Source organism: Pseudoalteromonas sp. GW168-MNA-CIBAN-0100 (genome assembly GCF_040309225.1).
Classification (GTDB): domain Bacteria; phylum Pseudomonadota; class Gammaproteobacteria; order Enterobacterales; family Alteromonadaceae; genus Pseudoalteromonas; species Pseudoalteromonas arctica.
In genome coordinates, this window is sequence record NZ_JBEOOL010000024.1 from 20364 (window position 1) to 45332 (window position 24969).

General features: G+C 38.4%; 26 protein-coding genes. 15 read left to right on the forward strand and 11 right to left on the reverse strand.

Annotated features, from left to right (window positions below; translation table 11 throughout):
* Positions 1-7 precede the first annotated feature (7 nt).
* Complete coding sequence (locus AAEY62_RS14670) at positions 8-826, reverse strand: hypothetical protein (RefSeq protein WP_350635229.1); 819 nt, start codon at positions 824-826, stop codon at positions 8-10.
* A gap of 193 nt (positions 827-1019) precedes the next feature.
* Positions 1020-1439 (reverse strand): VOC family protein, encoded by a 420-nt coding sequence (locus AAEY62_RS14675; protein WP_010554617.1) that lies wholly within the window; start codon positions 1437-1439, stop codon positions 1020-1022.
* Between the two features lie 273 nt (positions 1440-1712).
* Between AAEY62_RS14675 and AAEY62_RS14680 the strand changes: the two genes are divergently transcribed.
* From AAEY62_RS14680 to AAEY62_RS14695, 4 genes are all read left to right on the forward strand, one after another.
* Positions 1713-2018, forward strand: a complete 306-nt coding sequence (locus AAEY62_RS14680; RefSeq protein WP_007587218.1) for a hypothetical protein — start codon at positions 1713-1715, stop codon at positions 2016-2018.
* Positions 2015-2404 carry a hypothetical protein gene (locus AAEY62_RS14685; protein ID WP_007587227.1) on the forward strand — a complete coding sequence of 130 codons (390 nt, stop codon included), beginning with the start codon at positions 2015-2017 and terminating at the stop codon, positions 2402-2404. Before AAEY62_RS14680 ends, AAEY62_RS14685 begins: the two co-directional genes overlap by 4 nt.
* Positions 2405-2573: 169 nt before the next feature.
* Positions 2574-3056, forward strand: coding sequence for a DUF3015 domain-containing protein (locus AAEY62_RS14690; RefSeq protein WP_024589733.1), 483 nt, complete (start codon positions 2574-2576; stop codon positions 3054-3056).
* Positions 3057-3135: 79 nt separating this feature from the next.
* Positions 3136-4974, forward strand: a complete 1839-nt coding sequence (locus tag AAEY62_RS14695) for an Lnb N-terminal periplasmic domain-containing protein (protein ID WP_350635230.1) — start codon at positions 3136-3138, stop codon at positions 4972-4974.
* A gap of 11 nt (positions 4975-4985) precedes the next feature.
* Here AAEY62_RS14695 and AAEY62_RS14700 read toward each other — a convergent pair whose 3' ends face one another.
* A complete protein-coding gene (locus AAEY62_RS14700) occupies positions 4986-5807 on the reverse strand; it encodes a sterol desaturase family protein (protein WP_350635232.1) in 822 nt (273 codons plus the stop codon).
* Entirely contained in the window at positions 5804-6250 is a 447-nt protein-coding gene (locus AAEY62_RS14705) for an SRPBCC family protein (protein WP_121955073.1), read from the reverse strand. The genes AAEY62_RS14700 and AAEY62_RS14705 overlap by 4 nt, the downstream gene beginning before the upstream one ends.
* Positions 6251-6347: 97 nt before the next feature.
* Here AAEY62_RS14705 and AAEY62_RS14710 point away from each other — a divergent pair, with 97 nt between their 5' ends.
* From AAEY62_RS14710 to AAEY62_RS14720, 3 genes are all read left to right on the forward strand, one after another.
* Positions 6348-7361: an AraC family transcriptional regulator gene (locus tag AAEY62_RS14710; RefSeq protein ID WP_350635234.1), complete on the forward strand. Its 1014-nt coding sequence runs from the start codon at positions 6348-6350 to the stop codon at positions 7359-7361.
* A gap of 92 nt (positions 7362-7453) precedes the next feature.
* On the forward strand, positions 7454-8227 hold the full coding sequence (locus AAEY62_RS14715; protein WP_350635236.1) for a substrate-binding periplasmic protein: 774 nt from the start codon (positions 7454-7456) through the stop codon (positions 8225-8227).
* Between the two features lie 358 nt (positions 8228-8585).
* A complete protein-coding gene (locus AAEY62_RS14720; protein WP_024589727.1) occupies positions 8586-9683 on the forward strand; it encodes a polysaccharide lyase family 7 protein in 1098 nt (365 codons plus the stop codon).
* On the opposite strand, the gene AAEY62_RS14725 is transcribed toward AAEY62_RS14720, so the two are convergent.
* Complete coding sequence (locus AAEY62_RS14725; protein ID WP_165783606.1) at positions 9684-10085, reverse strand: nucleotide triphosphate diphosphatase NUDT15; 402 nt, start codon at positions 10083-10085, stop codon at positions 9684-9686.
* A gap of 186 nt (positions 10086-10271) precedes the next feature.
* Here AAEY62_RS14725 and AAEY62_RS14730 point away from each other — a divergent pair, with 186 nt between their 5' ends.
* On the forward strand, positions 10272-12155 hold the full coding sequence (locus tag AAEY62_RS14730; protein ID WP_101216764.1) for a propionyl-CoA synthetase: 1884 nt from the start codon (positions 10272-10274) through the stop codon (positions 12153-12155).
* Between the two features lie 194 nt (positions 12156-12349).
* Positions 12350-13207, forward strand: coding sequence for an MBL fold metallo-hydrolase (locus AAEY62_RS14735; RefSeq protein ID WP_350635238.1), 858 nt, complete (start codon positions 12350-12352; stop codon positions 13205-13207).
* A gap of 270 nt (positions 13208-13477) precedes the next feature.
* On the opposite strand, the gene AAEY62_RS14740 is transcribed toward AAEY62_RS14735, so the two are convergent.
* The 4 genes from AAEY62_RS14740 to AAEY62_RS14755 all read right to left on the reverse strand — a co-directional run bounded on the left by AAEY62_RS14740 (position 13478) and on the right by AAEY62_RS14755 (position 16550).
* Positions 13478-13822: a PDZ domain-containing protein gene (locus tag AAEY62_RS14740; protein ID WP_024589723.1), complete on the reverse strand. Its 345-nt coding sequence runs from the start codon at positions 13820-13822 to the stop codon at positions 13478-13480.
* 135 nt (positions 13823-13957) lie between these two features.
* Positions 13958-14380: a hypothetical protein gene (locus AAEY62_RS14745; RefSeq protein WP_024589722.1), complete on the reverse strand. Its 423-nt coding sequence runs from the start codon at positions 14378-14380 to the stop codon at positions 13958-13960.
* A gap of 112 nt (positions 14381-14492) precedes the next feature.
* A complete protein-coding gene (locus AAEY62_RS14750; RefSeq protein WP_133120267.1) occupies positions 14493-14867 on the reverse strand; it encodes a hypothetical protein in 375 nt (124 codons plus the stop codon).
* A gap of 765 nt (positions 14868-15632) precedes the next feature.
* Positions 15633-16550, reverse strand: a complete 918-nt coding sequence (locus AAEY62_RS14755; protein ID WP_197236867.1) for a LysR family transcriptional regulator — start codon at positions 16548-16550, stop codon at positions 15633-15635.
* Between the two features lie 80 nt (positions 16551-16630).
* Between AAEY62_RS14755 and AAEY62_RS14760 the strand changes: the two genes are divergently transcribed.
* From AAEY62_RS14760 to AAEY62_RS14775, 4 genes are all read left to right on the forward strand, one after another.
* Complete coding sequence (locus AAEY62_RS14760; RefSeq protein WP_024589718.1) at positions 16631-17770, forward strand: alkene reductase; 1140 nt, start codon at positions 16631-16633, stop codon at positions 17768-17770.
* Between the two features lie 384 nt (positions 17771-18154).
* Positions 18155-18412 carry a hypothetical protein gene (locus AAEY62_RS14765; protein ID WP_024589717.1) on the forward strand — a complete coding sequence of 86 codons (258 nt, stop codon included), beginning with the start codon at positions 18155-18157 and terminating at the stop codon, positions 18410-18412.
* 378 nt (positions 18413-18790) lie between these two features.
* Positions 18791-19555: a DUF6515 family protein gene (locus AAEY62_RS14770; protein ID WP_024589716.1), complete on the forward strand. Its 765-nt coding sequence runs from the start codon at positions 18791-18793 to the stop codon at positions 19553-19555.
* A 171-nt stretch (positions 19556-19726) separates the two neighbouring features.
* Positions 19727-20227 (forward strand): RDD family protein, encoded by a 501-nt coding sequence (locus AAEY62_RS14775; RefSeq protein WP_024589715.1) that lies wholly within the window; start codon positions 19727-19729, stop codon positions 20225-20227.
* Positions 20228-20373: 146 nt separating this feature from the next.
* Here the strand turns inward: AAEY62_RS14775 and lptG are convergent, their stop codons facing one another.
* The gene (lptG, locus tag AAEY62_RS14780) at positions 20374-21441 is read right to left on the reverse strand and encodes an LPS export ABC transporter permease LptG (protein WP_007587278.1); all 1068 of its coding nucleotides are present in this window, start codon (positions 21439-21441) and stop codon (positions 20374-20376) included.
* Positions 21438-22550 (reverse strand): LPS export ABC transporter permease LptF, encoded by a 1113-nt coding sequence (gene lptF / locus AAEY62_RS14785; RefSeq protein WP_007587281.1) that lies wholly within the window; start codon positions 22548-22550, stop codon positions 21438-21440. Before lptF ends, lptG begins: the two co-directional genes overlap by 4 nt.
* A gap of 309 nt (positions 22551-22859) precedes the next feature.
* Between lptF and pepA the strand changes: the two genes are divergently transcribed.
* Together pepA and AAEY62_RS14795 are read left to right on the forward strand one after the other, a co-directional pair.
* Complete coding sequence (gene pepA / locus AAEY62_RS14790) at positions 22860-24371, forward strand: leucyl aminopeptidase (RefSeq protein WP_007587283.1); 1512 nt, start codon at positions 22860-22862, stop codon at positions 24369-24371.
* Between the two features lie 150 nt (positions 24372-24521).
* Positions 24522-24968: a DNA polymerase III subunit chi gene (locus AAEY62_RS14795; RefSeq protein WP_007587285.1), complete on the forward strand. Its 447-nt coding sequence runs from the start codon at positions 24522-24524 to the stop codon at positions 24966-24968.
* Position 24969: the final 1 nt, after the last annotated feature.

A 24969-nucleotide genomic window follows, 5' to 3' on the forward strand; every position in this document is an offset into this window, starting at 1 on the left:
ATGTAAGTTAACCGAGCGAGTCAATCTTAAGCACTGCTTTTTTGGTGTTTAGCATAGCTTGCTTGGTAAATTGGCGATTAATAAATTGGCTAAAAATAATAGTAAATAACGTTGAGAAAATGGCAGCTGTTGCGTACACCTGCCAAATCATAAAGTTATGTTTTAACATAAACGCAATCACCGCAAAAAATACACACCCACCTAATGAACCAATAAGACCGCCATTAAGAATTTTAAACGTTGAGGCTTGTTTGTCACTAAAATGGGCAACACTGCCCATTACCGCCAAAATAAACGGAAAGGTAGATATTAACCCGCTCCACGCAGACCCTATATGCTGTGATATAAACGTAACAAGCACGATAAAGCTCGTCACTAATATCATTTTTACCAGAAGCTCCCAGCGAGCATTTAATGGTTTTGCATCAACCGATATATTTAGCTTTGTAGAGATAATAGTTAAACCGAGTAAAATACAAAGTGAAACCACACTCGCCACAATAATATTCACTGGTAAAAATAAAGTAATAACGCTAAATACACACCAAATACTCAACGCTGTAAAAAGCGATTTAAGCATTCCAAACCTTCGTGATACAACCAAGTAACTAAAACAAAATAAGCCTATACCGCTCATACCATAAAGAGAGGCCACCGCTGAGTTAGCTGCAAATAATTTACCTTGCTCTAATGCTATAAAATAAGAAATAGGCCCAGAGGTAATAGGCAAGCCAGGAATTATGCCGCTAACAAAACTACCAAAGCGTTTTTGGGCGAATGTTATTAGTAAAATAAGCAAAGGTGCAATTATGAGTTTAAGCAGCATAAATAACAATAAAGTATGAGAATTGAAATTAAGTCTACGTGTCTATACCTACATTGTAGAGTGAATAAAAATCATGTATGTAGCGTAATTTTTTTTACCTGTAAATATTAACTAATTTATCAAAACACTGATTAATAGTTATAAAAAAACCACTTGTTAAAGTGGTTTTTTAGCTTAACTTAAACAACAGCATTTATACTTTTTTAAATAAAACCTCTGGATTTACCATGGTTTTCATTTCAAGCACATTGCCATTTGGATCTTCAATAAAAAACGTTTCTTGCTCAAACTCATCACCAATAAAACGGCGATATGGTTTATCTAGGTATTCAATACCCGCATCTTCAATACGTGTTTTTAACCCGTTAAATTCATCTTCAGATAAGTGAATCCCAAAGTGAGGTACTGCTACAGCTCCCATATCAACATCATGGCGAACTGTTGGTAGGCGCTCAACGCTCTGGTGCAAGGTAAGTTCATTACCCCAAAAATCTATATCTACCCAGCGACCTTCTTCACTGTTACCCGTTTTACAGCCTAGTACGTCACAATAAAACGCTTTCGCCACTTTTAAATCGCCAGCCGGAATAGCCAGATGTAAACAGTTAGACATAAATAACCCTTGGTTAACACTTTAATACATTAAATTATCGCCATTATACATAACTTGTGATTTATAGAACATTAACAGCGGCACTATTAAGCATAGTTAATACCTAAAAGCCGTTTAAAAAACACGCTTTTAAAGTTTGTAATTACTTATAACATTTATTTGTTAGAGAGTATTAGAAAGCGCAAAAGGATTAGTTTAAAATGCGCCGCTATGATTAAATTCTTATTTTTAAAATTCATCACTTTCTTTTTAGGCTTTGTAGCTTGCTTTGCTATGCACACTACTTTTGCATTACCTTTAGTGATTTCTGCTGCGCTAACAGGACTTATTGGCTCGTTTATTCCTTTTCCTGCACATTATAAAAACCATCCGTATGCTGCAATTTATGCTGGTAGCTTTGCAGGTATGTGTTCAACTCATTTAATTACCAGTTACTGGGAAATTGCTATTATTTCGCTTATTGGCTCAAGTTTGTATGTGCTTACTATGAATATGTTTACAGGTTTTGGTGGCAAGCTTGGCAGCGTAGCTTTTGCAAGCGTGGCACTTTTTGTATTAGCCAAAGGAATTGTATTATGAGTATTGAATATCCATTACTTGTACTGCTTGGGGCTTTTTTAACATTTTATTTAGCTAAGCATAGTCGCTTTGACGGGGTTAGAGCGTCGTCTTCACTTTCTATTATTGCTTATTTAATTTTTAGCGCTTTAAATTTGAACCCCGATTTATACGCAATTGTATTTTTTGGCGGCACATTTATAGGTATGAGCGCCCCACATCGATTTGGTATTTATACTGTAGCAAGCTCATCTATTTTGTTTTCAATCTTATTTGAATTCCTTGTACCAAAACTTGACGGCTATGGCGGTGCATTGGGTATTAGTGCATTTTTATCTGTATGTATTTGCCATACTTGCATTTTATTAGGTGCCCCAAGAAGTAAAAAACCGCCACCAGTTCAATAAAAAGTGGAAACTAGGCTAATTTTTATCCTGACATTAACTTTAATATATTTAAAAATTAGAGTGTAAAATATTCATGTTTTAGCCTGTTCCTTTTTTCTGCAAGTCTGTTAGAATCTCCCGCGAACTTTATTTACCCTAAATAAAGACAATCATATATGGATTTATGAAAATGAAAAAACTAATCGCAGTAGCAGCTCTATCTTTACTTCCTTTCTCAAACGCAATGGCTGACCAAGATATTGGTTGTGGTCTTGGTTCTATGTTATTTGCTGGTCAGCAAGGTAAAGGCGTTAAAATTTTAGGCGCTACAACAAACGGTACATCTGGTAACCAAACTTTTGGTATCACTTTTGGTACTCTTGGTTGTGATGGTACTGGTACAGTAACTTCTTCAGAAAAAATCGCTTTATTCATTGACGGTAACATGGAGCAACTTGCTCGTGATATGTCAAAAGGTGAAGGCGAAACTTTAGCTACTTTAGCTGAAGCTTGGGGTGTTGCAGATCAAGATAAAGCAGCGTTCAATAAGCTTGCTCAAGCACAGTTTTCTTCAGTATTTACTTCTGAAAACGTGACTTCACAAACAGTTTTAGAAAACCTAAACACTGTTCTTGCAAGTAACGCACAACTTGCTTCTTATACTCTTTCTTAATCAGCTAAATTAGCCGGTTTTATACGTATAAATAAAGCCGCTGGAGTATTTCTCTAGCGGCTTTTGTAATTTAGTGATTATGAAAAAAATATTATTTGGTTTACTGCTCGCTCTTTTTAGTACTTACTCAAACGCTCAAAGTATTGAAACAAATACATTAGCAACACACCCTTACTGGCTTAAATTAGGTCACTACCGCTTGGCCACATTAGGTGATTGGAAAAGTGAAGTAGACAGTGCTGAGTTTTTTTTATCTCCTACAGGTAAAACAAGCCCATATGACGAACTTAAAGCCACTATAGCCGCATTTAGCGGTAAAAATACTGACCCAAAAACAACACAATATCGTTGTCAGTTTCCTGCACGTTATAAATGGCTAAAAACAAAAATTGAAAATAACTGGCCCGAACTTAATTGCCCAGAGCTACAGGCGTGGCAAAAAATAATAAACCCTAAAGGGGTTACGTTAGTTTTCCCAACTGCATTTATGAATAGCCCATCATCAATGTTTGGCCACACTTTACTTCGTATTGATGCAAAAGATCAGACTCGCCATAAAGAGTTGCTCGCATTCGCAGTTAATTTTGCAGCAGAACCTGATGGCTCAGATAACGCAGCTATGTATGCACTAAAAGGCTTGATTGGCAGCTACCCTGGTAAGTTTTCACTTATGCCGTACTATAAAAAAGTACGCGAATATAATGATTTAGAATCTCGTGATATTTGGGAATACAAACTTAATTTATCAGAGCCACAGGTAGAGCTTATTTTATTGCACTTGTGGGAGCTACAATTAGCTACATTCGATTACTTTTTTATTGATGAAAACTGCTCTTACCAATTACTTGCATTATTACAACTTGCACAAGAGGACCTTGATTTAACATCGTCATTTAATATGCAAGCTATTCCATCAGATACCGTTGCAGTACTAAGAAATAACAACTTATTACAAACACCTAATTACCGCCCTGCTTTTGGTACTAAGCTTTACCATTACTCTACTCAAATGACTGACGAACAACTTGATGATGCAAGAGAGTTAATGCAAGGTGGCTCTCTCAATACTCGTAATTACTCACTGTCGCAATTAGTCGCTATTTTAGAAATGGCGTATGAATGGTTAAATTTTGAATTTTACGATAAAGCATTAAATCGTGAAGAAATTGCCCCGCGACTAACTAAGCTACTCCTAATGCGCAGCAAATATAAAGTAGCTTCGCCATTTACTAAGCCAAGCCGCCCTATTGCTTCCCCAGAGCAAGGTCATGGTTCTTCTAAAGTATCGCTAGGTAGGGTACAAAATAATAACCAAGCAAACCTTACAAATTTTGGTTATAGGCTTGCGTATCATGACTTACTAGATAGGCCTGAAGGTTTTATAGCGGGTGCACAAATTAGTTTTTTTGATTTGGAAGCCGCTATTACTGACGAAGGAAATGCAGATATTGAACATTTTTACTTATTAGATGCTATGTCGCTTGCACCCGATAACCGCGTATTTGATAGCTGGTCGTGGAACTTTAAAATGGGCTTTGACCGACAACCAAGTGACAATAAACGTTTAGGCCGCTTTTTTACAAAAGGAGGTTATGGTAAATCTTATGGCGATCCTAATAATCTACACGGCTATATTCTTGGTCAATTTGAGCTAAATACAGGCGATATAACCGACCAACTTAGTACTGGAATAGGCAGCGAAGCCGGTGTAATTTGGCAAATAAACAATAAGCATAAACTCGCTTTAACTGGCAATATATTATGGCTAACTGATAACGCAGCAAGTAAGCACAGCGAAATAGCTATAACATGGAATTACGCTGTTTCTCGCAATGTATCGCTGCGCAGCAAAGTACAGCATGCTCAATGGCATAGCCATAATTCATCAATGAGTTTAGCTATGCAGTTTTACTTTTAACTTTTTCAATATTATTTATATTTAATGCTACTTGTAGGGTAGCCAAATAGCACTCTACATTTAGCTTTTATTCCCGATGCCTTATAAACACTTTTCAATAAGTGCTCCCACTGATGAAACGTAATAACGACTGGGTTATTGCTATTAAGCTGCCCTATAATGCCGTATTTACAAGGCTTTGATTTATCTTCTTCTACAAAGGTGCCAAATAACTTATCCCAAATAATAAGTACACCTGCAAAGTTTTTATCAAGGTAACCTGCATTTATTGCGTGATGAACTCGGTGATGCGAAGGCGTATTAAATACTTTTTCAAACCAGCCTAACTTACCCACTATTTGAGTATGTACAAAAAATTGATACGCCAAATTTAATGCAACCACGCTAAATACTGTTAGCGGTTCAAATCCAATTAAAATCATAGGTAGCCAAAACATCCACATACCGGCTACGGGGTACATTAAGCTTTGCCTAAATGCGGTGGTGAAATTCATTTTAGTTGAGCTATGGTGCACCACATGTGCAGCCCACAACCAATGAATATGATGCGATGCTTTATGAAACCAATAATACAAAAAATCTTGCAGTAAAAATGCAAATGCAATACTTAATACACTCACTTCAATATCAAACAATCTATAGTCATACAACCAATTAAATAAAGGTATTAACAGCAGTGACGCAATAGCATCTGCGCCTTGGTGTAATAGCGCTAACACTGTATTTGCTAGGCTATCTTTTATGTCGTAATAGCGCTTAAACTTAATAAACTCACAGCAAACAAATATCAAAAATAACGGGCTAAGAGCGAGCAAAATAATTTCTGAGTTCATACTTTACCCGCCAAAAAATAATTATTTAAATTGTTTAACGCTTGGGTTATATCTTTTGTAATAACATATTTAAGTAATGCATTTGGCATCCACCATGGAGCTGAGCAGCTTATGCAATAGTTAAGTTCGGTAACTAAAGTATTGATGTCTTTATTTGCACTGAGGTATATATCGCCTCGATGATTAGCTACTGGTTTATCGCCTACTATTTGGTAACTGATCTGATTTTGATCGGCACTGATTATTTGCTCTGAAAAAGTTATTTTACCTATTTTCACTTGCCTAACAGATCCTTTTCCGCCTTCTATTTGCCCTTCGTCTTGTGCTTGTAGCAGCGTAAATTTGGCATTAAAAAATCGATGCAACTGTTGATGATCCAATAGTGTGCTTATTATTTGTTTTGGCTGTGCATTAAGCGTTTGTTTTATTGTTATAAGTATCATTTTTACAGCAAGAGGTTATTAGGCATTCAACTAGCATATAAAAATTTAACGTGGCAAACTTGCTAATACACGACTATTTTTTAGCTTTAGATGACAAATGCACACATTGGCTGATCATTACTTTTCAAGTATTCTTGATTACTTACAAGCGCAAGGCATTAGTACTAAAACGGCTTTGCACGCTATTAGCTTTGACGAATTTAGTAATCAGCGTACCCATCAATTAGCGCCGCGTATTAGTTTAAATAGTTACAATGCCTTATTAGTTTATGGCAAAAAAACACTTAACGATCCTCTTTTTGGTTTTACCCTAGGTCAGCAAATTCGCACTGCTGACTACGGCGTTTTAGGTTACTTAATTGAATCAAGCGATAACTTAAGCAGTGCCATTAAAGCATTGTTAAGCTACGACAGCTTGGTGGCTGATATTGGTAAAGCCAAGTTTGAACTAAATACTGATACAGCAACTATTCGTTGGATTGCTCATCAAAGTTGTAATGAGCATGTTGTTTTACGAAACATGACCGCGTGGGTAAGTGTGATTCGCCAGTTAATAAATTTAACGCTTTCGCCAAGTAGTATTAGTTTCACTTATAATTGGTTGCCATCGCAAAGGCGCGCCCTTGAATCATGGTTTAAATGCCCTGTAAAAAGCAGTGCTGAATATAATCAAATTAGCTTTCCGAGCGATTATTTGACGCTGCCCTTTAAAACCGATAACGCCATTATTAATTCTACTTTTAAGCAATTGTCAGAGCAGCAACTCTCTAACTTTAAAAGCCAGCAGTGTATTGACGATAAAGTTAATCAGTTACTTACAGCTAAAACTACCTTGCAAAACTGCAACCTAATAGGCATAGCTGATGCGCTTAATTTAACACCCCGAACGCTACAACGACGCTTAAAACAACAAAACTTAACCTTTGCTCAGCTACTCGAAAAAGAACGTAAAAAACGTGCGGATACATTAATAGCCAGCATGCCACTTGCTGATTTATCTAATATTTTAGGATTTAAAGATCAAAGCTCTTTTAATCGAGCTTTTTTACGCTGGCATAAATGCCCGCCATTACAATTTATAAAATACAAAACAGCAAGCACAGCCAAATAAGTGCAAATTATTTACGTTATATAAACATAATATATATATGTTTTAGTTAATACTCTCTACACTAGGTGTATTATTGCTTTAAAAGATTTTTTATGTTTTTGCGTGTTTTATTAAGTGCTTTTGTATTTATTTTATATAGCCCCCTGTGTAACGCCGATTCGGTTACTTTTATAGCTGAAGACCTTCCTCCTTATCACTTTAAAAATCAGCAAGGTGAAGTAAGCGGCGCTTTAGTCGACATTGCCAAAGCAGTTGTGAAGCAAACAAACTTAACCGCTAATTTTGAAATAATGCCTATGGCTCGCGTTTTTAAGGAGCATAAAACAAATACCAACGCCATAATGTTGTCTTTGTTAAAAACCCCAGAGCGGATTAATAAATATACGTGGTTAGGCGAAGTGTATTTTGCAGATGCTTATTTAATTAGCTTAAAAAGCCATGTAGATGAAGTTGTTCACTTAAATTTTGCTAAAGAGTATAAAGTAGCAACCATTCGTGGCTACCTGAGCAAAGCCTACTTAAAGCAAAAAGGCTTTACCGAAAATAACAATTTAATACTGGTCAGTTACTATAATCAACTTTGGCAAATGCTTTATAAAAACCGGATCGACTTTGTAGTAACTAATACACTTACACTTAATAACGAGCTAAAAAGCCTAGGACTCGATCCTAGCCTAATAACAAAACGAATTCATTTAAGCGATCTTCCCTCCTCACTTAATTTTGCAGCAAGTAATCAACTTAATCCTAAAACAGCTAAAGCACTCTCTGACGCATTAAGTAATATTAAAGAAAATGGTGAATATCATGCCATTTTAAACAAGTGGCAACTTTTATTACCAAACACGACTAACATGCAGCACTAACCATAGTTAAAGCCCGGCATTAGTTATTGGCAGTGGTTATTTAGTTATTTGCTAAACGCGGCAAAGCAAACTACAAAATTAAAAATCTCCTCCCCCCCAAAAAATAGACTACACCTTAGCGCCAAAATCTACGTTAAATATCACTAAGAGAATAGCCAAGCACATAAAAAATACATACCGGAAACACCTCCATAAAAGCCGTTAAAAAACACCTCAACCAAATTGGTATAACAATAAATCATTTTAAAAATATTTAATTTTACTAATTGGTAAGTTTTAATTGTTAAATTGGTATGCTAGATTGAGATTAAGCGATGCCTGTACCGCACAATTTTTACTTCATCACACAGAGACAATAATGATAAAAAATACATCCACATTTAAACTTACGGCTTTAGCCGTTATCACCCCTTTACTTTTTACCGCTTGTTCAAGTACCCAAAGCACTAATCAGCAAAGCGATGCACCGGTACCTGCAACAAAGTTTGATTTATCTCACTGGAAAATAAATGTACCAGTTGATTTAAACAACGACGGTAAAATTGATGAAATAGATGTAGAAGAAATTCAGACTTACGCACACCCTGATTTTTTCTACCTTGATGAAAAAGGCTACATGGTATTTACCTCCCCTAATAAAGCGCTTACAAGTGCTAACTCTACTAATACCCGTAGTGAACTTAGACAAATGATCCGTGGATCAAATACTAAAATTAAAACTAAACACTCTAAAAACAACTTTGCTTTAGCTGTTCACCCGCTATCTGACCGATTTGGTTCTGTTGGTGGAAAAATGGAAGCAACGTTAAAAGTAGATCACGTTGCGCTACGTGCGACTGATCCTGATAAAAAAGCAGCTTACTCGGTTGTTGTAGGACAAATTCACGCGGGTAAAGATCAGGCACTTATTGATACCAAGCTTGGTTATGGCTGGGGCAATGAACCAATTAAAATATATTACAAAAAATGGCCTGGGCACAAAACAGGCTCAGTTTTTTGGAACTACGAACGTAATTTACCTAAAACAAATCCTGACCGTAAAGACATTACTTACCCTGTTTGGGGTAATACATGGGAAAACCCTAACGAGCCAGGCAGCGCCGGTATTGCACTAGGTGAAGAATTTAGCTACACGGTAAATGTGTATAAAAATGTTATGCACCTTACATTTAGCACACAAGGCAAAGAAGACGTTAACTACTCTATTAACTTAGGTAATAACGTAGATGCTTATGGCAAAGTAGACGAAAAAGATCATCCAAATGGTTACGCTGCAGATTGGCATTACTTTAAAGCCGGCGCTTATAACCAATGTAGTACTAAAAGCGCGAAAGGTATTTGGTACCCAGGTTGTTTAGGTACTGGCGATTGGTCTACAGATAAACAAAATGGCGATTACGCTCAAGTAAGCTTTAGTAAACTTGCGTTAAGCCCAGCGACACCGCCAACAAAATAACTAGGCTAGTACAGCCTCAGATAAGTAATTTTTTAGTGATGTAAACAGTGGCGTTGGTAGATTATTAATATCGCACCAGCGCCACTTTAAACATTTATTAGGCTCTTTAAGCTCAGGCTCCCCGCCTTCAAAATCAGCTTTTACATACAACGTAATATAGTGTTTGTTCTCTGCTGTAAAAATATCATTGGTAAAATCAAGCTTAGTAATTTTACTTACCTTTAAACCTGTTTCTTCAAACACTTCTCGTATTGCACATTGCTCAACACTTTCACCAAACTCTAAATGCCCACCAGGTGTTGCCCATGTATTAGCACCGTGCGCACCAATGCGCTCACCTAGTAAAATTGTGTTTTGGCGCATTATAATAACCGCAACCCCTACTCTTACTACGTTACTCATATCGTATTTTCTCTTATTTTTACTGCCCGCCATGCTGAACCACACGCTTTGTATTGTCAATTTGGTATTTTTAAAACCAGTGTATTGATTAACTTTTAGCCGACCAAGGTCGAATAGCTTGCTTGCTAAAAAAAGCCTACATTTTGTAAGGTCTCTCACACACAAATTTAGCTTTAGGAGCCTTACATGTCAGGCGAATATAAACAGCAATATACTGCCTTTAAACAAAACCCAGCCCAATTTTGGCTCGAACAAAGTAAAAATATTCCATGGTATAAAACCCCCACAAAAGCATACACACAAGACGACGACGGGCTTTATCATTGGTTTAGTGACGGGCAATTAAACACCAGTTTTTTAGCGCTAGACCAACACGTTATTGCCGGATTTGGCGAGCAAACTGCACTTATTTACGACTCCCCAGTCACTAATACAAAGCAGACTTATAGCTACTCACAACTGCAACAAGAAGTTACTAAATTTGCAGGCGTAATACAATCGTTAGGTGTTACAAAAGGCGATCGCGTTGTTATTTATATGCCAATGATCCCACAAGCTGTTATTGGTATGTTGGCGTGTGCTCGTCTTGGTGCTATTCATTCGGTGGTATTTGGTGGGTTTGCTGCACACGAATTAGCTGTACGCATTGATGATGCCAAGCCCAAGCTTATACTTAGCGCCTCATGCGGTGTTGAAGTAAACAGCGTTATTGAATACAAACCACTCATTGATAACGCAATAGACTTAGCTACGCACAAAGTAGAGCACTGCATTATTTATCAGCGTCCACAAGTTACCGCCACTCTTAAGCCTAAACGAGACATAGATTGGACCCAGGCAATGCAAACGGCTGCAAGCGCAGATCCGGTGCCTGTAAATGGAGATGACCCGCTTTATATTTTATATACCTCAGGCACGACAGGCACACCCAAAGGCGTAGTGCGCGAAAATGGCGGTCACGCAGTGGCAATGCAATACAGCATGGAAACCGTTTATGGTATGAAGCCCGGCGACGTATTTTGGGCAGCGTCTGACATTGGCTGGGTAGTTGGGCACTCTTATATAGTTTACGCGCCGCTAATGTATCGCTGCGCGACCGTATTATATGAAGGTAAACCTGTTAAAACCCCCGACGCCAGTGCATTTTGGCGCGTGGTTGAAGAATATAAAGTAAATGCATTATTTAGTGCCCCCACCGCCTTTAGAGCAATTAAAAAAGAAGATCCAAATGCCGATGGTTTTAATCAATACGATACCTCAAGCTTAAAACGTTTATTTTTAGCTGGCGAGCGATTAGACCCTCCCACTTACGAGTGGCTTAAAGAAAAAACCAAACTGCCAGTGCTCGATCATTGGTGGCAAACAGAAACCGGCTGGGCTATTGCTTGTAACCCTGTAGGGCTTGAGTACTTAGCAACAAAACCTGGCAGCTCTACCGTGCCTACTCCAGGTTTTGACGTGCGAATATTAGATATGGATGGCAATGAATGCGCAGCTAACGAGCAAGGCGCCGTGGTAATTAAACTGCCACTTCCACCAGGTTGCCTACCAACTATTTGGCAAGATACCTCGCGTTTTAAAGCAAGCTACCTAAATGAATACGAAGGTTATTATTTATCTGGCGATGGCGGTTATATTGATGAAGACGGCTACCTATTTATTATGGGCAGAACCGACGACGTTATAAATGTAGCAGGGCATAGGCTTTCTACTGGCGAAATGGAAGAGATAGTAGCCGCGCACCCTGCTGTTGCTGAATGCGCTGTTTTTGGTGTGAACGATCCCCTCAAAGGGCAACTCCCTATGGGAATGATCGTGCTCAAAAATGATTTTATAGGCTCAAGTACCGACGTAGAACAAGCGCTTGTTTTAAGTGTTCGTAATCAAATTGGCGCTATTGCGTGCCTTAAAAATATAGTTAGCGTAGATAGGTTGCCCAAAACACGCTCGGGTAAAATACTGCGTAAAAATTTACGTCAACTAGTTGATGGCGAAGAGCTACAAATACCTTCAACCATAGATGATGCCAGTATCTTTGAAGAAATAAACCAACAACTAACACAAAGATAAACCCAACCAACCTATCTAAAGCCATTTTTATAATGGCTTTTTATTTATGCCTTATATTTGATCCTTTGACTTAAGTTTAGGTTTAGTTTTAAGTTTTAAGTTTTAATTTAACCAATAACTGAAATTTTTTACGGCTTTGTACTTTCTTCTTTTAATAGCGTTATTAATTTAATCAATTTTAAAAGGAATGGTGTATGCCCCGCTTGCTACAAAAACTATTAACTACAGCCCTATTATTTATAGGCTTTGCCACACAAGCCTATGAAATAGAAGACTTAGGGGACGGCTTACACCGCTTTATAGACGACAGACACCGCTCAGTATTTTTAATCACTTCTGAGGGCGCAATTGTTACCGACCCGCTTAATAAAAAAGCCGCCATCTGGTTAAACGAGCAAATTAAAACCCGCTTTAACGTACCGGTAAAGTATGTAATTTATAGCCATAATCACAGCGATCATATTTACGGCGCCGAGGTATTTAAAAGCCCGCACACCACGTTTGTAGCGCATAAACTCGCTGCGCAAGATATTAAAAACACAAAAATGAAAACGGTAGCGCCCAGCCTTACTTTTGATGACGAGCTACTACTTACTCTTGATGATTCAACAGTAAAGCTTAACTACCATGGTCCAAACGATGGTCGTGGTTCGGTTAGTGTATTGTTCGAAAAGCAAAAAACGTTATTTGTGGTTGATTGGATTGTTATTGGTAGAATGCCGTGGCAAAAACTGTGGAGTTACGATATTCAAGGCATGATTAACTCAACCCAAGCGGTACTCAAATACGACTTTAATACTTTTGTAGGTGGACATGCCGATATTGGCAGCAAGGCTGATGTAGCGCGTTACTTAAGTTATATAGAGCTTTTATATAGCCAAGTAACAGCAGGCATTTTAGCAGGCAATACGCTTGACGAAATTAAACAAAATGTAAAGTTAGACCAATTTAGTGACTTTAAACAGTTTGGTGCATGGTTACCGCTTAACATAGAAGGCGTGTACGAGCGTTTAATGGAAGAGTCTGGTATGGGTTGGCGCAGCGATTTATAGGTTTTAGTCTAATAATCATTGGTATTGCCGTATTTAACGCAATACCAATGTATTCATTAATTAAATAAGGTTATTACTGATCAAACCTTTTTAATCTATCCCAATTACTTTAAGCAGTAACCTACATATAAACCGAGTAAGTAGTACTCCAAAAGCTCGCTAACGTTGTCAATATTTACTGCGTCTAGCTCATTTACACAAAACCACGCTTTGACAATAACCATGCTTTATAGGCTGGGTATATTTAGGTATTTTAAAAACTTCTTAGATTTACCAAGCATTCATAGGTATTTTTAAAGTTACTTGGCTACCATCTTCATTCTCTAAAAGTAATTGTAAAATCTCTCCAGATTCCTTGCGCATTAATTCTTTTGCTTCACTGGCAGGGCAGCCTGGAATTTTACAGCCTTCTATAGAAATGATTTTCTGTCCTGCAACAATCCCTGCTTTTTCAGCGGGTGAATTAGGCTCTACTTTTTCAATAACAAATGATGTTACCGTCGGGCTAAAAAAACCATCAGCCCCGACGTTCCCCAAAACTCCAAGTTTAACCTTCTCTGCAGCCAAGGCATTGAAAGAAGTAATTGAGATTAAAATAATTATGAATTTGAACATATGAATTAACACTCCATGTAAGTCTATTTAAGCTATAAGAAGCGATGAGTAATAGTTCGCTAAAATGTTTAGCTGAGTTGGATTAAGTCAACTATTGCGAATCTGGCTTGATGGTATCGTTAGCTATGAAGCAAGTCAAAATGGTATACCATCACCTTGATTTTCTTCATTAAGTATTCTTATTAGGCTTAAGGGGGCATCCATTGGATCTTTGCTGAAGTTAATAATATCTTGAATTCCAAGTGCAACTCCTGAATTAAACAATTTATCGCCTGCTGAACTGAAAGCAAAATCAATCACCTCTTGGGCATCATACGACCCAAAAAGATTAAAGTAGCTATCTAAAAGTATCCCTTTATGATCTTTTTCATTGAAAGGTGATTGAGAAATAATATGCAATTGAAATCCCATAATATAACCGGATATTAATTTGTCATGCTTAGATAACGAAATTAACTCTTCAGGACTAATTGGTAATATCATCATTTGACCAGAAAAAGTAGAACCAATTGCATCAATTAATTTCTCAATTTTCTTTCCCTTACCAAATCCAAACATAAAGCTTATCCTTTCTTGCATGCTAAAGACGTAGCACTAAGCAGTGCTAAAACTGCAGGTTATAATGTATAGAAAAAACCTAACAAATTGCTTTAATTAACTTTAACTGAAGCTAAACGTCTTCGTGTTTTCTAAGTTGACTTTGTATATATTCAAGAACATTAAAGCTAGCCAACCATGTAGTAAACTCATTATTGTTAATATTTCCTTTCACATACTCATTAATTGCGATTGTTTCAGTTGATATTGTCTCTGTTGTTGACCAACTAATGTCAGTTAAAAGTGACAGTGCTTTAGGAAAAATTAAAAAATTAGATTGGATGAAATTTGCTACTTCTTCAGTATTATTAAACCACTCTAAATGAGAATGGCTTGAATTTAAAAGAGGGTGGATTTGCTTATCCGTTTGGTACTTCCCATAGTGCACACCGATCAACTCAAGCTCATCTCCAGAGCCTGTTTGATGCGTTCGTATTCTATTGAACATTGAATGTACATTAGACTCACCTATTTTGATTTTGTCTAAATTAACACTCCGTACTGCGTATATTATTTTACTCATTATTTGTTACATAAATCGAACATTATAAGAAACTCAACAAGTTAGCTGTACAAAATTAACGTACATCCCTACTCGCGCTACCCTCACTTTTCTTACCTACAGTTTTAGCAAATTACTTAACACATTACTATCACTAAGTTTTTTATGTTCTCAGCGTTAAATTAAATATTTTTGAATATAAAAAAAACGCGCTCAAGCAATTTTAAAGATGCCTTAGCGCGGTTTTTATATTTTAAATCTAAGTATTAAAAAAAGCGTATTAACTAAAATCGACCACCACTTCATAACGCCCAGGCATGTCGTTTACTTCGTATACCCAACCGTGTCGTTTTATTATTTTTTCGCTTAACTCCACCCCTAAACCGTAGCCAATATTGGCGGGCTTATTTGTGTTATTAGCAGTGTGTGGCGTATCCGTTTGTACGCTGCTATTTACTTATAGAGATCTCGTTGTGCAATATGCCATTACCTTGATAGCTTGGCTGACTACTACACGCAGCAAGCGTGCAACTAAGTGCAAATAAAAAACCGGTTGAGTGCTTTTTAAAATAAACCATTTAACTATGCCTAATTCGTACTATTACACATAGCTTATTAGGTCGAGGGTTAAGGAGGGGTTAAATGATTTAATCTAAATGTTGGGTTATTAATTTAACAGTAAAAAGTAATCACTTTAGATTTTTTACATCGTTATAAATTTTGCAGCTGCTCTATCAACCATTTATGGATTGGGCTGTTATTGGTACGCGGATGCCATGCGGCTATTACTTTAAAGGTAGGAGGCAGAGCTTCTATTTTTAGCTGTTTAACTTTGCTGTTTGGTAATAATCTTGATGGGTAAAACGCTAGCATATCGGTTGTATGTAAAATGTCGGGCACTGCTGAAAAACTCGGTACCGACATTACAATATTACGTTTTAGCCCTTGGCTTTCAAACCACTGATCGTGCGATCCGCGCAAATTAGCGCGCGATGGCGACACCACTAGCTGTGAATGCTTTGCAAATTGCGCCAAACTCAAAGGTTCAGTGTAAGTAGTGTTACCTATACCGGTAATACACAAATGCTGTTCTTCAAACAAAGTGATATAAGAAAGGTTGTCGGGTATAAATTCTGGAAAGCTTATCAGCAAATCAAGCTCGCCTGCCGTTATAAGTTGATTAACGTTGTCAGACGCAAAGTCGCGCACTATCAGCTTTAAACCTGGCGCTTCGCGGCGGGTAATATTAAATAATTGCGGCAATAAGGCCTGCGTGGCGTAGTCGGTTGCGCTTATGGTAAACACACCTTTATAAGTTTGCGGACTAAACAGCTCGGGCTCTAATAACGATTCTAATTGCTTTAAAATATGATTAATAGGCGCCTTGAGTCCTTGCGCTTTAGGAGTAGCAACCATGTTATTGCCTTGGCGAATAAACAAGCGATCGTCAAATAAGTCTCGTAGCTTTCGTAGTTGCTCACTAATAGCTTGTTGCGTTAACCCCATTTTTTTGGCTACTTGCGAAAGATTTTGCAGTTCTAATAAGCTACTGAGTACTCTTAACTGTTTTATATCGAGCCGACTAATACCATTCATAATTGTATGCTGCACAAAAAAGTGTTGTTTCAAATTGTATCTTTAAATCTCTATGCTGCCAATGTTGCTTAACCACTATTTAAGCCTTTGTTTGCTTTATAAGAGAATTTAAAATGAAATCAGAATTAGTTAATACCGCCCCTTTATTCTCATCAATTGAGCTTGGCCCTTTTACACTCAAAAACCGTATTGTGATGCCACCTCTTACTCGCTCTCGCAGCACTCAGCCTGGCAATATTCCTAATGAATTAATGGCTGAGTATTATGCGCAGCGGGCATCGGCTGGTTTTATGGTTACCGAAGGCACACAAATAGAACCTCGTGGACAAGGTTACGCTTGGACCCCAGGTATTCACTCGCAAGCACAAATTGAAGGCTGGAAAAAAGTAACACATGCAGTACATGCTAAAGGCGGTGTTATTTTTGCTCAGCTTTGGCATGTAGGGCGCGTATCGCACACCACGCTACAACCAAATTCAGGTAAACCGGTTGGCCCTTCAGAGATTATTGCTGACAATGTAAAAGTATTTATTGAAACCGCACCTGGTGAAGGCGCATTGGCTGAACCAAGTGAGCCCCGTGCACTAAGTACTACTGAGGTTGGCAAGCTGGTAAACATGTATGCGCAAGCTGCACGTAATGCTCTAGAAGCAGGCTTTGATGGCGTAGAGCTTCATTGTGCTAACGGGTATTTAGTTAATCAGTTTATTTCTGAACATACTAATAACCGTGACGATCAATACGGTGGAACGCTTAGTAATCGCCTGCGCTTTTTAAAAGAGATAGTTGAAGCGGTAAGTGACGTTGTAGGCTCTGATCGTTTAGGTGTTCGCTTTGCTCCTTTATTTGAAAGCACAGATGAAACACGAGTGTATCTAGGACTTGTTGAATCAAACCCTCATCATACTTATGTACAAGCCGTTAAAGTGCTTGAGCAAGCTGGCATTGCTTACTTATCAATAGCGGAAGCTGATTGGGAAAATGCTCCTGATTTACCACAAGAATTTTATAAAGCAGTACGAGCTGAATTTTCAGGTCGCATTATTTATGCTGGTAAATACACAGTAGAAAAAGCGGTACGTATTTTAGGTGAAGGTTACGGTGACTTATTTGCATTTGGTCGCCCATTTATAGCTAACCCTGATTTACCAGAGCGTATAGCGAATAATTGGACGTTTAACGAGGCCGATGCAGCCACTATGTATGGCGGTACTGAAGTAGGTTATAGCGACTATCCTTTTTATCAAAAGTAGCCCACCTAAACTCTAAACGATATATGGAATTGGTATAGAACCAATACGGTTTTATAACAGGTAGCTTAATTAAGCTACCTGTTTTGAGGTAAGAAAAGGTGTTGATAACACTGCTGAATTTGTTATTAGTTGTTCTCGACAATTGCTCTTTCATTTCTCTACCTTCTGCATTTATGCAGCCATATATCAGTCATTTTTTAATAGAGTTAGCGTTAGATTGAATCTCTCAAATTGATTAAGTATTACTGCGGATTGGTATTAGCGTCAAGAATAGTAAAGATAAGTAAAAGGGTGTAAAGCCTCCCTACAGTTGCCCCTATATGCAGTTGGCATTCAGTTTCAAACGTCAATACTAGCCATGTTAACCACAAACGAGGCAATATTATGAAACTTACATTTATACTACCTGCACTATTAGTTATGGGCACTTTATCTAGTTTTGCATTTGCAGCACCACATGATAGATATGCAAAGCAAGAATATAAAAAGGTTCAGCTAAAACGAGAACTGAAAAAAATTAACCAAACTAAGGTAATCAAGTATGTTCCAGTTAAAGTTGTTAAAAGAAACGTTAATAACACAGCATTTGTTAAAGTTAATACCATAACGTATCACCCTAGCCTTAAATTTATTAAAAGATAAATGCGCACTTTAAAATATAAAGTCATGTTTGCGGCAATAAACAACGCGCCGCAAACTTAGCTTTTTACACCACTTAAACTCTATTATTGGTATTTTCCCATCTAAAAATGCACGGAAATAACGTTTTCTAAGCACAACAAAAAAGTCCAAATACATAATTTAATAGCAATATTATTAAAATATCTCTCGTAATACCCCCCTTAAAAAGAACAGAATTACCCTTAAAAATCGTCAAAAACTAGATATTATGTCAAGAACCGTCAGTAAAATGTAAAAAGCTGTAAGCATAGCTCCGTTTGCTGTTGTATGTCAGTTAACATTCAGTTTGAACCGCTAGTATTGAACCCAGTTATGTAAAAACATAAACGAGGCAATACTATGAAACTTACTTTTTTACTACCTGCACTGCTCGCCATTGGCGCAGTATCAGGCTCTGCGCTTGGAGCACAAAACGAGCGAGAGAATGATAAAAGCTTTAAACGTGACCACGACAAACGTGTTGAATATAAACGCGATGAACGCCGCCATGAAAAAAAGCAGCGTATTGAGCATAAAAAAGAAAAACGAGAAGACCGTAAGCAAGAAAAACGTAAACTTGCTAAGTACAAGCAGGAAAAGCGTGAACAATACCGCTACAACCAGCGCAAATATAACTACTTAACAAACCATAATAATTCAGTCGCTTACAGACAAAATCGATTTATAAACCATTTACCACGCAATAGCGCATCGATTAGATTTAATGGTATTTCGTTTACGTTTAACGACGGCCTTTACTACCGTAAAGCTAAAAGAGGCTACCACGTAGTTACGCCACCTAGAGGCCTGCGTATAAATACGCTACCAAGAAATTACAGGCATTTTAAGCATCACAATACCACCTACTACACATATCAAAACGTGTATTACGTCGCAAATAATGACGGTTATACAGTGGTTGATGAGCCACCAACCCGTCTTAATCAGGCAATAAAAGTGGGTAATGTGAATGATTATAGCTTGGGCCAAACTTACGATTCATTGCCTCAGGCAGCACAGGCCGTAATAATTAACTCGCAGCAGTATTTTAAATACGGCGATATTTATTTTTTACCGCAAATAAGTGGTGACGACATAAAATACCTTGCTATCAAGCTAGGTTAAATCCGCTATAAATTAAAAGGCCTTGCTACCAATAGCAGGGTCTTTTTCATTTCCCCTGTAGGTAGTAACTTAAAGCAATAAAATCAATTCCCTCTCTAAGCATTAACATGTCTTAGTATTTGTAAGCTTTTTTGCTAAACTAGCTCGCATATTAATAGTGAGAGTGTATTTATGTCGGGTGAGTTTCCACGTGCTGGTTTTTGGCGCCGTTTTGCGTCGTTAGTTTACGATACGTTAGCCATTATTGCGTTTGCGATGTTAACTGTAGTGCTGTATTTATTTGCAGTACAAGGGCTTATTTCTCTCGATGTAATTAGTTTAAATGGCGCAGAGGATGTATCTGCCTTTATTCAAAATTCAAATCTTCTTTCGGGTATTCGTACCGCTCTTTTAATTATTGTTACCTTAGTATTTTTTGGCTACTTTTGGACTAAAAGCGGGCAAACCATTGGCATGCGTGCATGGCGTTTAAAAGTACAAACTATTGAGGGTAATTTAATTAGCTGGCCACAATCAATTATCCGCAGCGTTAGCGCTTTACTCGGTTTAGGTAATTTGGTGGTGTTAGTAGATTTTAAAAACAAAAAAGCACTGCAAGATTACATCTCTAAAACAGAAGTTATTGCACTTACTAAAGAAGAAAACAGACGTATTTATAGTGAGCTTGATTAATACCAACTTTTCAAATCGTGAGTTAAGCGGTAGTTAAGCGGTAGTTAAGCGGCAGTTAAGCGGTAGTTAAGCGGTAGTTAAGCGGTAATTAAAAAGCAAAAAGGGTGACCAGTGGTCACCCTTTTTCATGCTTTGAATAGGTAAATCTATACCCGTTTATTCATCAAATATGTCGCAAAGCCTATGAATATAATACTGGGCAATACCGCCCCTATAATGGCAGGTATTTGGTAAACCATAACGACAGGGCCAAATATTTCATTAGTTAAGTGAAACACAATCCCCGTTACAACACCCATAATAATACGTGCGCCCATAGTAACGGTACGTAGTGGGCCAAATATAAACGAGAGCGCCACCAGCAGCATTACCGCAACAGATACTGGCTGCATCAACTTACGCCATAGAGCAAGCTCATAGGTACTTGTGTCTTGTTCGTTTTGCTCTAAGTAACTTAAATACGACCAAAGCCCAGTAAATGAAAGTGACTCCGGTTTTACCGAAACAACCCCTAACTTTTCAGCTGTGAGCTGCGAAGGGTAAAACTCTTCTGGTAATTGCTCTGTTGTGGTTTTTTCGCTAGTAATAATAACCTTATTTACGTCACGAAGTAGCCAGCCTTCTTTTCGGCTCAGTGCATCTCTTGCTTTAGTAATTTGGGTAAGCTCTAGCGATTTATCAAAGTGGTACATGTGTACCCCGTTGAGCCTGCCGTTTTCATCAACATCTTCAATATTAATAAAATTATTGCCGTCTTTAGCCCATACACCTTTTTGTGTATTAAACACATCGCCGCCATGTATTGCTTGGTTTCGCATTTCTTTAGCGTGTAATTGCGCTTCAGGTGCACCCCATTCGCCAAGTGCCATCATGCATACAGCCATAAATATGGCCGTTTTCATCACTGAACCAATTATTTGTAAGCGCGACATACCAGCGGCTTGCATCACTACCAGCTCACTGTTTGAGGCAAGTGCCCCCAAACCCGTTAAGCCACCAATTAGCGCGGCCATCGGAAAAAACACCACTAAATCGCCAGGTATTGTGTAAAGCGTGTAAAGCATTGCGGTCATTAAGTCGTAACTGCCGCGCCCTACCGACTTTAACTGGTCGATAAATTTAATTAAGGTGCTAATACCAACAAGTACCAACAATGCAAAGCCGGTAGTTTGTAAAATACTGCGGCCTAAATACCAATCAAGCGTTTTCATCATGAGCCTAACTCCCGCTTAGTTACAACGGCTTTAAGCCAAGCGCCCAGTGGTCGCCCTTTTATAATTAATAACCCACCTATAAACAGGGCACTTAGGTGAATCCACCACAAGCCGATTGAAGGCGGGATTTTGCCATCTTCAACTGCAAATTTAGCGGCATTTAGTAAAATAAAGTAGCCTAAGTACAAGCTAATAGCAGGCACTAGTTTTGCAAATTTACCTTGGCGAGGATTAACCACACTTAGCGGCACTGCCAGTAAGGTAAGTAGTGGGATTGATAACGGAATAGCGAGTCGCCATTGCCATTGAGCAATAGATTCAGGAGTGTTTATAGCCAATAATTGGTTAGTTGGCACAGCCTCTAATTTACGGCGTTGATGCTCTATTTCTTGTTCTCGTATTTGTACGCTGTAACCGTCAAATTCTGTTAAATTAAGTGCAGGCGTTGTGCCGTCTGTTTCGTAACGTTTACCGTCTGTTAGTACTAGCTGTTGCTCACCATTTACGGCCTCAACCACAACACCTTGCTGTGCATATACTAAGCGCGCTAGATTGCCTTTTTCGCTATCAGGTAACTGTGCAACAAATACCTTATTGAGCTCTTTGCCGCCTTTTTCAATATTATGAATAAACACCACGGCTTTTTCGTTACCGGTTTCTTGGAACCGCCCAGCTCTGAGTGCAGATAACCCTGCATCGGCTTTGGCTTGTTCTTTCAATTGATACTCTTGCTCGCTTGCCCACGGCGCTATATACATAGTCAATGCAGCGGCTAATATGGCAAGCCCAACGCTTGATATAAGCGTTACGCGCACAACATACCATTCACTTACGCCACAGGCTTTAAGGACGGTCATTTCGCTATCGGCGTAAATACGGCTGTAAGCCAAAATAATGCCTAAAAATATACTCAGCGGAAGTATTAGCGAGGCTAGTTGTGGAAGCTTTAGTGCAATCATCGATAGCACTAATTTAGCAGGAATGCTGCCCTCAGAGGCATCACCTAAAATACCAACTAACTTTTGTGACAAAAATATTGTCATTAAAGTTAAAAATACGGCGACCTGCGATTTTAAAACCTCAGCGGTCAAATAACGGAAAATTAGCAATGCTCGCCCCTGTTAAACATGGAATTTCACTACGATAGTGAGAATTGAATAGTTAAATAGCTATTTTACCCAATTAATACCGGCAAATAGGCTATTATTATAAGCCATCAAATTTAATTATCCTACCTAAGTGCACGATATAATGTTGCATTAGTAGCCCTTAAGCATATAAAGTTCAATTACACAGTAAGAGTCTAGCAAAATCAGCTAAAATAAGAATTATCCTTACATAAGTTACGTAGATAAGACTAGAAAATACTTTTTTAGCCCCAACTTACTAACTTAAATGACTCAAAATCAGGAGTGACAATGGAATTTAACGTAAAAAGTGGTAGCCCAGAAAAACAGCGCAGCGCATGTATTGTGGTTGGCGTTTACGAGCCACGTAGGTTATCCCCCATTGGTGAACAACTCGATAAAATTAGTGATGGCTATATCTCTAATTTACTTCGCCGTGGCGACTTAGAAGGTAAGCCAGGCCAAGTTTTATTATTGCATCATGTACCCAATGTATTAAGCGAGCGCATATTGCTTGTAGGTTGTGGTAAAGAGCGCGAGCTTGATGATAAGCAATATAAACAAATTATTTCTAAAACTATTAATACTTTAAACGAAACAGGCTCTATGGAAGCAGTCTGCTTTTTAACAGAGCAACACGTTAAAGGTCGCGACACTTACTGGAAAGTTCGTCAAGCAGTAGAAACAACGCAAGATTGCTTATATACGTTTAACCAATTAAAAAGTAAAAAAGTAGACCCTCGTCGTCCACTTCGTAAAATGGTGTTTAACGTACCAACACGACGCGAACTAACGATTGGCGAAAGTGCCATTGAGCATGGTTTAGCCATTGCTGCAGGTAGTAAGCTGTGTAAAGACGTGGCTAATATGCCACCAAATATTTGTAACCCAGTGTACTTAGGCGAGCAAGCACAAGAGTTGGCAACTAATTTTGACAACATCACTGTTGATATTATTGGCGAAAAGCAAATGGCAGAACTAGGCATGAATTCTTACCTAGCTGTTGGCCGAGGTAGTGATAACGAATCAATTATGTCGATTATTAACTACAAAGGCGCCGCTGACGACCAAGCCCCTATTGTACTTGTTGGTAAAGGCTTAACGTTTGACTCAGGCGGTATTTCATTAAAACCAGGCGAAGGCATGGACGAAATGAAATACGACATGGGCGGCGCTGCAGGTGTTATTGGCGCAATGCGTGCACTTGCACAAATGCAATTGCCAATTAACGTTATTGGTGTTTTAGCTGGTTGTGAAAATATGCCTGGCTCAAACGCGTATCGCCCAGGTGATATTTTAACAACAATGTCGGGGCAAACAGTTGAAGTGTTAAACACCGACGCTGAAGGTCGTTTAGTATTGTGCGACGCACTAACGTACGTTGAACGCTTTAATCCAGATACGGTTATTGACGTAGCAACACTTACTGGCGCTTGTATTGTAGCCCTTGGCGCGCATGCGACTGGTTTACTATCAAACCATAACCCACTTGCACACGATTTATTAAAAGCGTCTGAGCAAAGTGGCGACCGCGCATGGCAGTTACCGTTATGGGATGACTATCAAGATCAGCTAGAAAGCCCATTTGCTGACTTTACAAACTTAGGTGGACGCTCTGCGGGTACTATTACTGCGGCATGTTTCTTGTCTAAATTTACTAAAAAGTATCATTGGGCGCATTTAGATGTTGCCGGTACAGCGTGGCGCAGTGGCGCTAAAAAAGGCGCAACGGGTCGACCTGTACCAATGCTTACTCAGTATTTATTAAATAGAGCTGGCGTAAGTGAAGCCGCTCAAGATTAAACACACTGTTTAGCTATTTATAAGGCGCCATTTGGCGCCTTATTTATTTGTGTATTAATTGAAGCAAACCCCGTTATATGGCAAAATCTGCCTCTTAATTTATGTATATCAATTTGGTATACATTCAATGTCATGGGAAACCCCGATACAATGAACATGAATGCTAAATTTTTCGTTCTAAAGCAACAAGATGAGTCTAAAGCGAAGGCTGACGATCATTTTGCTTTGGCTGCTCAAATTGCGGCCGATCAGTATCGAAATGGGCAGCGTGTGTTTATTTGTGTTAACGATAACGAAGCTGCCTGTGCCATTGATGAAATAATTTGGGCATTCGATCCAGATAGTTTTGTGCCACATAATTTACAAGGTGAAGGCCCTAAAGGCGGCGCACCTGTAGAAATTGGTATTACGCCACCTGTTGGCAATCGTAAAGTTTTAATTAACTTGGCTACTCAGTTACCGGATTACATTCGTCGGTTTAACCAAGTTTTTGATTTTGTACCCGTAGAAGCAGCGGCTAAACAAGCAGCCCGCGAGCGTTTTAAAAAGCTACGCCAACTCGGTGCCAATCTCACCACGCAAGATATTAATAGCTAGC